Annotated in this window: 11 protein-coding genes; 5 read left to right on the top strand and 6 right to left on the bottom strand. The window is 71.9% G+C overall.

Features of this window, described 5'->3' with window-relative positions; all coding sequences use genetic code 11:
- The 3 genes from ABD091_RS15600 to ABD091_RS15610 are packed head-to-tail and all read right to left on the bottom strand — an operon-like array spanning position 1 to position 3,109.
- The gene (locus tag ABD091_RS15600) at positions 1–666 is read right to left on the bottom strand and encodes a hypothetical protein (RefSeq protein ID WP_343920085.1); all 666 of its coding nucleotides are present in this window, start codon (positions 664–666) and stop codon (positions 1–3) included.
- Positions 667–670: 4 nt separating this feature from the next.
- The gene (locus tag ABD091_RS15605; RefSeq protein ID WP_343920087.1) at positions 671–1,717 is read right to left on the bottom strand and encodes a hypothetical protein; all 1,047 of its coding nucleotides are present in this window, start codon (positions 1,715–1,717) and stop codon (positions 671–673) included.
- Between the two features lie 27 nt (positions 1,718–1,744).
- Positions 1,745–3,109, bottom strand: coding sequence for a DEAD/DEAH box helicase (locus ABD091_RS15610; protein WP_343920089.1), 1,365 nt, complete (start codon positions 3,107–3,109; stop codon positions 1,745–1,747).
- A 240-nt stretch (positions 3,110–3,349) separates the two neighbouring features.
- Here ABD091_RS15610 and ABD091_RS15615 point away from each other — a divergent pair, with 240 nt between their 5' ends.
- A complete protein-coding gene (locus ABD091_RS15615; protein WP_343920091.1) occupies positions 3,350–4,072 on the top strand; it encodes a ferritin-like fold-containing protein in 723 nt (240 codons plus the stop codon).
- 23 nt (positions 4,073–4,095) lie between these two features.
- Here ABD091_RS15615 and ABD091_RS15620 read toward each other — a convergent pair whose 3' ends face one another.
- The 3 genes from ABD091_RS15620 to ABD091_RS15630 form a co-directional block, all read right to left on the bottom strand.
- Positions 4,096–4,317, bottom strand: a complete 222-nt coding sequence (locus tag ABD091_RS15620; protein WP_343920093.1) for a DUF3107 domain-containing protein — start codon at positions 4,315–4,317, stop codon at positions 4,096–4,098.
- Positions 4,318–4,364: 47 nt separating this feature from the next.
- Entirely contained in the window at positions 4,365–4,952 is a 588-nt protein-coding gene (locus ABD091_RS15625) for a TetR/AcrR family transcriptional regulator (protein ID WP_343920956.1), read from the bottom strand.
- A 199-nt stretch (positions 4,953–5,151) separates the two neighbouring features.
- On the bottom strand, positions 5,152–7,470 hold the full coding sequence (locus tag ABD091_RS15630) for an immune inhibitor A domain-containing protein (protein WP_343920095.1): 2,319 nt from the start codon (positions 7,468–7,470) through the stop codon (positions 5,152–5,154).
- Between the two features lie 294 nt (positions 7,471–7,764).
- Between ABD091_RS15630 and moeZ the strand changes: the two genes are divergently transcribed.
- The 4 genes from moeZ to ABD091_RS15650 all read left to right on the top strand — a co-directional run bounded on the left by moeZ (position 7,765) and on the right by ABD091_RS15650 (position 11,203).
- Entirely contained in the window at positions 7,765–8,964 is a 1,200-nt protein-coding gene (moeZ, locus tag ABD091_RS15635) for an adenylyltransferase/sulfurtransferase MoeZ (RefSeq protein ID WP_343920097.1), read from the top strand.
- A 117-nt stretch (positions 8,965–9,081) separates the two neighbouring features.
- On the top strand, positions 9,082–9,954 hold the full coding sequence (locus tag ABD091_RS15640) for a hypothetical protein (protein ID WP_343920099.1): 873 nt from the start codon (positions 9,082–9,084) through the stop codon (positions 9,952–9,954).
- 63 nt (positions 9,955–10,017) lie between these two features.
- Positions 10,018–10,845 carry a hypothetical protein gene (locus tag ABD091_RS15645; protein WP_343920101.1) on the top strand — a complete coding sequence of 276 codons (828 nt, stop codon included), beginning with the start codon at positions 10,018–10,020 and terminating at the stop codon, positions 10,843–10,845.
- 16 nt (positions 10,846–10,861) lie between these two features.
- Positions 10,862–11,203 carry an MGMT family protein gene (locus ABD091_RS15650; RefSeq protein WP_343920103.1) on the top strand — a complete coding sequence of 114 codons (342 nt, stop codon included), beginning with the start codon at positions 10,862–10,864 and terminating at the stop codon, positions 11,201–11,203.
- The last annotated feature ends 60 nt before the right edge of the window (positions 11,204–11,263 follow it).

Consider the following 11,263-nt stretch of genomic DNA (forward strand, 5'->3'; position numbering starts at 1 on the left):
TTAGGTCCTGACCGGCGTCGGCGACAGGCCGGACGCCGACGGGCGTCGTACGCCGCGGGCGGCCATGACCAGGCAGAGGCCGGCGGCCGCGGTGAAGGTGCCGGACACCGCCTCCCACCACGGCTGCGCGTCGTAGGGCCCGACGGCGTAGGTGAACGCGGCGACCAGCGGCGACGCGAGGGTGAGGAGCACGGCGGCTGCCAACGGCCAGCCGCGAGTCACGACGGCCAGCCCCGCGAGCATGGCCGGGAGGACGAGGAACCCCAGCGCCCCGGACAAGCCACCGCCCCACGTGCTCATCACCTGACCAGCGATCCCGGAGCGCACCGTGGCGAGGCCGGCGTCGGCGACCGCGAGCCCGAGCGCGACCGCCGCGACCGAGACCACGAGGTGTGGGCGGCGGCCGGCGAGTGCCGCCGGCAGCACGACGACCGCGAGTGCCAACGCCAGCAGGGACAGCCCCGCCAGGGTCGCCGCGTCGCCCACCGGCTCCCACGGGGCACGGGGCACCACGAAGTCGTAGCGGTGGTCCTGGAGGGGCCCGCAGGTCGCACCCTCCTCCTGCCCCCATCCGCACGCGCCGGACCAGCGCTGCCACGACGCGGCGTACATCAGCGCGCCGGAGGCGACCAGCACGAAGCCGGTGCAGACCCTCACGGCGCGCATCGCGTCACCCCCGCTGCCGGCGACGCGGTCGCTGGTGGACGGCGAGGTTGGCCAGGGTGTCGATGGCGGCAGCGGCCAGCTCGGCGTCGTCGATCTCCGGCAGCGGAGTGGCCGCGTCGGGGCCGGGGACCAGGTCGGTCAGGTCGCCGTGGACCCGGATGCCGGAGTCACGCAGCCAGGCGACCTGCTGCTCGGCGCGCTCGGTGACCCACGGCAGCGCCTCCGGCGGCAGCGGGATCCGGGCGCTCGCGCCCTTGCGCAGCACGCCCTTGACGAAGGGCCAGCGCACCGCCGGCTGGTAGACGTTCTCGTAGTCCTTGAGCCGCCCACCCAGCGCCTCGTTGACCCGCCGGTAGAGCTCGGCCTCGGTGTAGCCCCAGGACGAGTTCACGTCCTTCTCGGGCCACTGCATCGCGGCCGGGTCGAACCCGACCACCGACCCGAACAGTCGGTAGAGCCCCTCGGCGTCGCGCGAGCGCGGGGGAGTGACGATGACGTCGATCGCGTCGTCGCCCACCACAGAGCCCCAGCGACGGCAGATCTCCACGGCGTCCTGGCGCAGCCAGAAGTGCTTCGCCCACCGGCCCTGGTCGTCGCGCAGCTTCTCCAGGAACGTCGGGTAGTCGAGCGTCATCCGGTGCTTGAGGTACTGCTGCCACTCCGACGGTACGACGCTCGCGAGCCCGCGCAGCGTCAGCACCACGCGCAGCCGCAGACCGGCGCGCTCGGCGAGGTGCCGCACGACCTCGATCCGCCCGGGATCGGCCTCGCAGAGGTCCTCGCACGTCATCAGCAGCCGGTCGCCCCTGGTGCCCTTGAGCACCGGGACCAGCGGCGCGAGCGCGTCGGAGGGGTAGTCGTCGACGAACCCCGACGCGGTCACCCACCCGAGCGGCCGCAGCAGCCGCTCGACGTGGGAGGGCCGGCCGCCCAGCGGCACCCCGATGCCCTGCGCCGCGAGCTCGTCGGCCGAGCCGAAGAGCCCGCGCTGCAGGGAGGAGGTGCCGGTCTTGCTCGCGCCGATGTGGAGGTGGAGCAACCGGTCGGCCATGGCCGCGATCCTAACGAGGTCCGCGGGTCAGGACTCGCTGGACCCCGAGCCTCCGGAACCGCCCGAGGAACGGCGCCGACGACGACGGCGCGAGCTGCTCGAGGAGCCGCCGGTGGACTCGGAGGAGGAGGCCGGGGCCGACGCGGTGGTCGCCGCGCCCTCCGCGACCGGCTGGCCGCCGCGGGTGCGCGTACGGCTGCGGTTGCGGTTGCGCGGCGGGCGGTCGGCGGACCGCTCGGGCCGCTCGGAGGACCGCTCCTCGCGGGGCTTCGGGTCGGCGATCCGGCCCTTCGTGCCGGGGGCGATGCCCTGGTCGTGGAAGAGGTGCTCGGAGGTCGAGTAGGTCTCGGTCGGCTCGTCGAAGGGCAGGTCGAGCGCCTTGTTGATCATCTTCCAGCGGTGGAGGTCTGCCCAGTCGACGAAGGTGATCGCCGTGCCGGTCGCACCGGCGCGACCGGTCCGGCCGATCCGGTGGACGTAGGTCTTGTCGTCCTCGGGGCAGGAGTAGTTGATGACGTGGGAGACGCCCTGCACGTCGATGCCGCGGGCGGCGACGTCGGTGCAGACGAGCACCTGGATCTTGTCCTCGCGGAACTTGGTCAGCGCCTTCTCGCGGGCGACCTGCGCCATGTCGCCGTGGAGCGGCGAGGCCTTGAAGCCGCGCTCGTCGAGGTCCTCGGCGATCCGCTGCGCCTGCCGCTTGGTGCGCGTGAAGACGATCATCTTGCCGGCGTCCTCGGCCTGCAGGACGCGGCCGATGATCTCGGGCTTGTCGAGGTCGTGGCACTGGTAGATGAACTGTGCCGTCGCCGGGACGGTGGCGTTCTCGTAGGACGACTCGGCGCGGATGTTCATCGGGTGGCGCATGTGGATGCGCGCCAGCGAGACGATCGCCGAGGGCATCGTGGCCGAGAAGAGCATGGTCTGCCGCGTCTCGGGGGTCTTGGAGATCAGCTTGATGACGTCGGGGAGGAACCCGAGGTCGAGCATCTCGTCGGCCTCGTCGAGGACGAGCGCGTGGACGTGGGACAGGTCGAGCGCGCGGCGGTCCGCGAGGTCGATCAGCCGGCCCGGCGTGCCGACGACGATGTCGACGCCCTCCTTGAGCGCGTCGAGCTGGGGCTCGTAGCCGACGCCGCCGTAGACGGTCAGCACGCGCAGACCGCGGTCGGAACCGGCGAGCGCGAGGTCGCCGGAGACCTGGAGCGCGAGCTCGCGGGTCGGGGCGACGATCAGCGCCTGCGGCTTGCCCTGCGGCATCTCGGAGTAGTCGGGGTCCTTGGGCGCCACCGAGCGCTGGAGCACGGGGATGCCGAAGGCGAGCGTCTTGCCGGTGCCGGTCCGGGCCTGGCCGATGAGGTCGGTGCCCAGGAGGGCGACCGAGAGGGTCATCTCCTGGATGGCGAACGGCGTGGTGATGCCGGCGCGCTCGAGCGGGTCACAGATCTCGGGGAGGACCCCGAGCTCGCGGAAGGTAGTGATGATTCTGTTCGCTTTCGTGAGATGTGGTCAGCCAGCGGCTGATCCACACTCAGCCGCGCACATGCGGCCGCCCCGGTGGGGCGACGAGCCGGTCGGGGAACGCGGTCCGCGCGTCGGCTCCGCGGTCCATGCTATCGGTAGGCTCCTCGCATGACTGCATCGCGCGACGCGGACGGCCCGGTCGAGCCCGCTCCCGAGACCGGCGCGCTCGCCGATCCTGCCTACCGCGAAGCAGTCGTCGACCTGCTGGCGGCCATCACCTACGGCGAGATCTCCGCCTTCGACCGGCTCGCCGAGGACTCCCTGCTGGCGCCGACGCTCGAGGACAAGCTCGCCGTCGCGCGCATGGCTGCTGTCGAGCTCGGCCACGTCGACCTGCTGCAGGCCCGCATCGCCGAGCTCGGCGCCGACCCCCACGCCGCGCTCGCGCCGTTCCGGGCCGCCGTCGACCGCTTCCACGAGCACACGGCACCCGCGGACTGGTGGGAGAGCCTGGTCAAGGCCTACGTCGGTGACGGGCTCGCGGCCGACTTCTACCGCGAGATCGCGGCCTACCTCGACCCGCGCACCCGCGACGTCGTCATCGCCTCCCTCGCCGACACCGGCCACTCCGACTTCGTCGTCGACCGGGTCCAGGCCGCCATCGCCGAGGACCACCGCCTCGGCGGCCGACTCGCCCTCTGGGGCCGCCGGCTGATGGGGGAGGCCCTCACCCAGGCCCAGCGGGTCGCGGCCGAGCGCGACGCGCTCACCGCCCTCCTCGCCGGCGGTGTCGACCGCCCGGCGCTCGACCTGGCCGCGATCGGCCGGATGTTCGCCCGGATCACCGAGCTCCACGCCGAACGGATGGCCAAGCTGGGCCTGGACTCCTGACGAGTCCCCGCCGGGCTACGGCGTCAGGAGCGGAAGCCGACCTGACCCGCGACGCCGCCGCCGATCTCGACGTAGGCGAGCTTCTCGACCGGCACCACGACGGTGCGGCCCTTGGTGTCGGACAGGGTGAGCACGCCGCCGGCGGTGAGCGCGTCGGCCACCAGCTTCTGGACCTCGTCGGCCGAGGCCTCGGACTCGACCACGAGCTCGCGCTGCGCCTGCTGGACGCCGATCTTGATCTCCATCGCTGGATGGTCCCTTCGTGGGTGGTCGACCGGTCGGTCGACAGGTGTCAGTGGTCGTCGGTGAGGGGGTAGCCGCGGATGCCCCGCCAGGCCAGCCCCGACACCAGGGCCACGGCGTCGGGCCGGCTGATGCCGCCCGCGTCGGTCACCCAGAACCGTGCGCTCACCTGCGCCATTCCCACGAGGGACACGGCGAGCAGCCGCGAGGCCTCGTCGGTGAGGCCGGTGTCCTCGTGGATGACCTCGGTGATGAGCGCCGCGCAGTCGCTGGTCACGCGGTCGACGGCGTTGCGGACGGCCGGCTCGTTGGTGAGGTCGGACTCGAAGACCAGCCGGAAGGCGCCGTCGTTGCTGCCGATGTAGTCGTAGAACGCCTCCATCGTGGCCGCCACGCGCTGCTTGTTGTCCGGGGTCGACTCCAGCGCCTTGCGGCAGTTGTCGATGATCGCGTCGCAGGAGGCGTCGAGCAGCGCGAGGTAGAGGTCGAGCTTGCCGGGGAAGTGCTGGTAGAGCACCGGCTTGGAGACCCCGGCGCGCTCGGCGATGTCGTCCATGGCGGCCGCGTGGTAGCCCTGCGCCACGAACACCTCGAGCGCGGACTCGAGCAGCTGGGCGCGCCGCTCGCGGCGCGGCATCCGGCCGCCGCGGGGGCGGGTGGCTGCGTCGTCGTACGCCGTCACGTGTGGTCTCCTCCGATCGTCGGCACCGGGGGTGCCGCGCTGAACCCTACCGGCTGGTCACCAGCGGTCCGGGCAGTGGACGCACGAGGGGCGGAGGACCCGTCTCCGGATCCTCCGCCCCTGGCTGCCACCGGCGCTCAGCCGGGGGCGGGGGTCACTGCTGCGGGTTGGAGACCCGCACCGTGATCGTGTCGGCCGTCTGCTCGAGGACCTTGGCCACCACGCCCACGCCGGCGACCTTCACCGAGGCGCCCGGGTTGGCGTTGGTCCAGTAGCGGCGTGCCTTGCGGTCGTTGAACGTCGACGCCATCGACCGCGTGGGCGCCACGAGGCGCTCGGAGCGGTACTTGCCGGAGCTCCCCTTGCCCACCTGGCGGTGCAGCACGGTCCGGTCGGTGCGCTGCAGGCCGAAGGTCGAGTCGAAGGCCTGGATCCGGTTGCGGGCGACCTCGCCGTTGCTCCACCGCAGCGGCTTGCGCATCGCGTCGACCGGCAGGGCGTAGCCGCTGCCGGGGTGCTGCGACACGTTGTTGTCGGCCACCGAGTGGTTGACGTACCAGACCAGCAGGCCGTCCTGGTAGGTGAAGTGCTCGACCCAGTCAGGACGGGTCACGGCCTCGGAGAAGTTGTACGGACCCGTGCGCAGGGTGTCGTCGTAGCCCGCGTAGGACTTGTTCTCCATGAGGTAGTAGCGCGGGAACGTCTGGGTGATGCTGCCGGTGGTGCGCAGCCAGCCCGTGGGCGTCCAGGCGCTGGTGTCGGTCTCGGCGCCGTCGGTGTCGAGCGCCTCGCCGTCGACCGTCGTCGTGATCTCGTCGAGCATCAGACCGGGGTTGCTGACGCCGCCGTCGGTCTTGTAGAGGAACCGGAACTTCGACGCGGCGCCGCCGGCGTCGTAGGAGAAGCTGACCGGCTCCCAGCCGTTGGACTGGCCGTCGAACGTGCCGAGGTTCTCCCACGTGTTGCCGCCGTCGGTGGAGAACTGGGCGTACCAGTAGTCGTAGTCGGCCTCGGTGTCGTACCACGCCTGGGCGTCGACAGTGACGGAGTCGCCGGCGGGCACGTCGCGGGTGAGCGCGTTGTTCAGGTCGTCGCCCGAGTCGGAGTACCACGCCATCTCGCCGGCGAAGGGCTCGCCGACGGTCCGGGTGCGGGTGACGTCGGGGAGCACGACCTGGAGCGCGTCGTTGCTGCCGTCGACGCCGGCGGCCTCGAGGGTGTGGGTGCCGCGGTCGCCGGCCTCGACGACCTGCGGGTCGAGCCAGCCCAGGAAGAGCTTCTCCTCGGCGCCCATGTCGTTGGGCGTGCCGCCGATGCCGACCTGGAAGCCGGTGGCCTCGTCGCCGTGGCCCATCCACGAGCCGGAGGACATGAGGGTCCAGAAGGCGGTGCTGTTCTCGCCGCCGGCAGTGTCGTAGAAGTCGGGCAGGCCGAGGTCGTGGGCGTACTCGTGGGCGAAGACGCCCAGGCCGCCGTTCTCGGGCTCGACGGTGTAGTCACCGACGAACATGCCGGTGTCGCCGATCTCCTGGCCACCGTTGAGGTTCTTCTGCTCACCGACGGTGGGGCCGACCTGGCCGATGGTGGTGTAGTCGGCGTACCAGCGGTGCGACCAGATGGCGTCGTCGCCGAGGACGCCGCCACCGGCCTCCTCGCCGGCGCCCGCGTGGATCGCCTGGAAGTGGTCGATGTAGCCGTCGGGCTCGTTGAACTCGCCGTCCTGGTCGAAGTCGTAGCGGTCCCACTGGTCGAACTCGGCCAGCTCCGCGGCGATCTCCTGGTCGGAGAGTCCGTCGGCCTTCTTCTTCTCGTACCAGGCGTCGACGGTGTCGTTGACGAAGTCCCAGTAGCCGCGGGCCTCGTTGTCGTTGTCGCCGTAGTAGTTGCCGTTGCGCGGCACGGTGACCCAGTCCTCGACCTCGACGGTCGTCGTGTACTCGCCGTTGGACTGGTCGAGGTAGTAGTTGCGGAACGACTCGCCGTCGGTGGCGTTGAACATCTCGTCGTAGTGGGCGACGTCGAAGTCCTCGGTCCACTGGGTCGAGTTGTCGCGGCTGCGGTCGGGCTCGGCCATCTGGTTGTGCAGCGGACCGGCCTCCCCGCCGGCCTCGGTGACCTCGGGACCGAACTCGGACAGCACGGTCCAGATGTTGGCCTGCTTGTCGTTGTCGAAGAGCTCGACGGCGTCGCCGCTCTGGGTCTCCACGACGGAACCGCCGCCGCGCTGCGGCTGGCGCTCGGTCTTGCCGGCCGACAGCAGCTCCAGCGCCTCGCGGCGCTTCTTGGCCTGCTTCTTCGCCAGCGGGTTGGGCAGGTTGTCACGCCTGACTTGGCCGTCGGCGCCCGGTGATCCGGTCGCGGCGCGGTCGGCGGTGGACGGGGCGGACGTGGCCGCCGTGGCCGGGCTCAGCGCGGTGGCGCCGAGGGCCAGGGCTGCGGTGCCCGCCACGAGCACGGGTGCGAGTCTCCTCACGGTGTTCCCTTCGAGAGTCACGGTCCCGGGGGGCCGGGCCGTGGTCGATTCGGACTAGTGCGCCATGGCCCGATCGGGCCATGGCGCACTCGGGCCACCTCATAGGGCCGATCCGGGGGATGGCAAGGGTTCGTCACCTGATCGTTGCCAAACTTTGCGGTTTCCGTCCGGATATCGGAAGCGGTCGCGGCGTACGGCGAAACGCCTCCACCATGGGGGTGAACGGGAACATCCGTGCCCGCACGACAGTTGTGACGGGTGGTCCTGCCGAGTACGACAACCCGAGGAGTGCCTGTGTCCTTCGCGCCGATCGTGGAGCCCGCCGACGAGCTCACCACCGACGAGGTGCGCCGCTACAGCCGCCACCTGATCATCCCCGACGTCGGGATGGCCGGGCAGAAGCGGCTGAAGAACGCCAAGGTGCTGGTCATCGGGGCCGGGGGTCTCGGCAGCCCGGCGCTCCTCTACCTCGCCGCCGCCGGCGTCGGCACCCTCGGCATCGCCGAGTTCGACGAGGTGGACGAGTCCAACCTCCAGCGCCAGGTCATCCACGGCCAGTCCGACGTCGGTCGCCCCAAGGCCGAGTCGGCCAAGGACTCCATCGCCGAGGTCAACCCGCTGGTGGACGTGGTCGTGCACAACGAGCGCCTCGACAACGACAACGTGATGCGGATCTTCGAGGGCTACGACCTCATCGTCGACGGCACCGACAACTTCGCGACGCGCTACATGGTCAACGACGCGGCCTACTTCCTGAAGATCCCCTACGTCTGGGGCTCGATCTACCGCTTCGACGGCCAGGCCAGCGTGTTCGCGCCCTCCCTGTCCGACGACGCCCCGTGCTACCGCTGCCTCTATCCCGAGCCCCCGCCGCCGGGGATGGTCCCGAGCTGCGCCGAGGGTGGCGTGCTCGGTGTCCTCTGCGCCTCGATCGGCTCGATCCAGGTCAACGAGGCGATCAAGCTGCTCACCGGGATCGGCGACCCCGCGATCGGCAAGCTCGTCATCTACGACGCCCTCGAGCTCGAGTGGCGCAAGCTCAAGGTCCGCAAGGACCCCAACTGCGCGCTGTGCGGCGAGCACGCGACCGTGACCGAGCTGATCGACTACGACGCCTTCTGCGGTGCGATCTCCGACGAGGCCGCCGACGCGGCAGCGGGATCGACGATCTCGGTGACCGACCTCGAGCACATGCTCAAGGAGCGCGAGGAGGGCTCGCGCGACTTCGTCCTCGTCGACGTCCGCGAGCAGAACGAGTACGAGATCAACAAGATCCCCGGCTCGGTGCTGATCCCCAAGGGCGAGTTCCTCAACGGCAACGCCTTCGAGCAGCTCCCGCAGGACAAGCAGGTCGTCCTCCACTGCAAGAGCGGCGCCCGCTCGGCCGAGGCCCTGGCGGTGCTGAAGGGTGCGGGCTACTCCGACGCCGTCCACGTGGGCGGCGGCGTGGTCGCGTGGGTCAACCAGATCGACCCCTCGCAGCCGTCGTACTGATCCTGCGCCGGGCGCAGCACACGCGCGGGTGGCCCGAACGGGCTACCCGCGCGTAACCCTTTCGGGCCGGTGGCGTTGGTCACGCCAACACCACCTCACCCCGGGAGGGAACCACCCATGTCGTTGACCCGTACCAGCCGCCGACTCGCCGGCTCCGTCGCGGCCGCCGCCGGCGCCGCCGCGGTCGCCGCGCTGACGATCACTGCTCCGGCCACCGCCGCCCCCACCTGGGCGCCGGCCGACACTGCGGACATCACCCCCGGGGTGCAGATGTACACCGACGGCGCCCAGTGCACCGCCAACTTCGTCTTCGCCGACGGCGCCGGCAACACCTACGTCGGCTACGCCGCCCACTGCGCCGGCCTGGGCGAGGCCACGGACACCAACGGCTGCGACGCCGGCTCCCTCCCGCTCGGCACCCGCGTGACCTTCGCCCGGGGCGGGTCCCTGGTCAGCGAGGGCACCACGGTCGGCCACGGGACGCTCGCCTACAGCTCGTGGCTCACGATGCAGGACCGCGGCGAGACCGACGAGAACACCTGCGCCTACAACGACCTCGCCCTGGTGAAGGTCGACGCCGCAGACGTGGCGAAGGTCAACCCGAGCATCCCGTTCTGGGGCGGTCCGGTCGCCGTGAACACCGACGGCACCGCCGCGGGCGACCGCGTCTACTCCTTCGGCAACTCCAGCCTCCGCGCCGGCATCGAGCAGCTGTCGCCCAAGACCGGGCTGTCGCTCGGCACCGAGGGTGACGGCTGGAGCCACCCCGTCTACACCGTGAGCCCCGGCGTCCCCGGAGACTCCGGCTCGGCCTTCCTCGACGCCGAGGGGAACGCGCTCGGCACGCTGTCGACGCTGGCTCTCGCGCCGCTGGCGGGCTCGAACGGCGTGGGCGACCTGAACAGCGAGCTGACCTACGCCCAGCAGCACGGCGGCATCGCCGGGCTCCAGCTGGTCCCCGGCACCGAGCCGTTCTCCCCGGTCCTCTGAGCTCACCCCCCCGGCAGCGCCGCCCCGTCCGTGACCGGACGGGGCGGCGCTCGTTGTGAGGGCATGCGGACACCACGGACCACCTTCGGAGCCCTGCTCGTCGCGCTCGCCTGCGGCCTCGCCGTGCTGGGGACCCAGGCGCCTCCCGCCCAGGCGGCGGCGACGATCACCCCGGGCGTCCAGATGTTCACGGCGGGCGCCCAGTGCACCGCCAACTTCGTCTTCGCCGACGCCGCCGGTCGCACCTACGTCGGCTACGCGGCCCACTGCGCGGGCAAGGGCGAGGCCACCGACACCAACGGGTGCGACACCGCCTCCCAGCCCTACGGCACCCGGGTCCGGTTCGCCGAGGGCGCCACCGTGGCGACCGGCGGCACCACCCTCGGCCACGGCACCCTCGTCTACAGCTCGTGGCGGGCGATGCAGCGCCACGGCGCGAGCCGCGCGGCGTGCGCGGCCAACGACTTCGCGCTGGTCCGCGTCGCCGCCGCGGACTCCGGCAAGGTCAGCCCCACCGTCCCGTTCTGGGGCGGTCCCACCGGGCTCGCCGCGACCGCAGCGGCCGGCAGCCAGGTCCACTCCTACGGCCAGTCGAGCCTGCGCCCGACCACGCTGCTGTCGCCGAAGACCGGCGTCTCGCTGGGGGCGACCAACGGCGGCTGGGGCCTCGACGTCTACACCGCCACCCCCGGCATCCCGGGTGACTCCGGCAGCGGCTTCCTCGACGAACGGGGCCGTGCCGTCGGCACCCTGTCGACCGTGGCGATCGCGCCGCTCGCCGGCTCCAACGGTCTCGGGAACCTCGGTCGCGAGCTGGCCTACGCCCAGCGGCACTCCGGCATCGACGGCCTCCACCTGGTCAAGGGCGGCCCGTTCACCGCGATCCCGTGACGCTAGGTTCGGCCGGGTGACCGGCCGGATCGACCCCGAGGAGTACGCCGAGCTCGTGCTGCGCTGCGTCGAGCAGGTCCCGCGTGGCCGCGTGACGACGTACGGCGCCGTCGCGGAGGTCGTGGGCAGGCTGCTCGGCGGTGGGGGACCCCGTCAGGTCGGCTCGGTCATGGCCCGGCAGGGGAGCGGTGTCCCGTGGTGGCGGGTGGTCCGTGCCGACGGGTCGCTGCCGCCCAGCCACCAGGGCGAGGCGCGCCAGTCCTACCTCGAGGAGGCCACCCCGCTGCGCCCCTCCGGCAACGTCGACCTCGCCCGCTGCTTCTTCCGCCCCACCCTCACCCGCCGCCCGGAGGGTTGAGTCGTGGGGTGGTGACCGTCGAGTCGCGGACGCGTGCCGCCTCGGCGGTCACGAGTCCGC

This window comes from Nocardioides aestuarii, from assembly GCF_039527245.1.
In the GTDB taxonomy this organism is placed as follows: Bacteria; Actinomycetota; Actinomycetes; order Propionibacteriales; family Nocardioidaceae; genus Nocardioides; species Nocardioides aestuarii.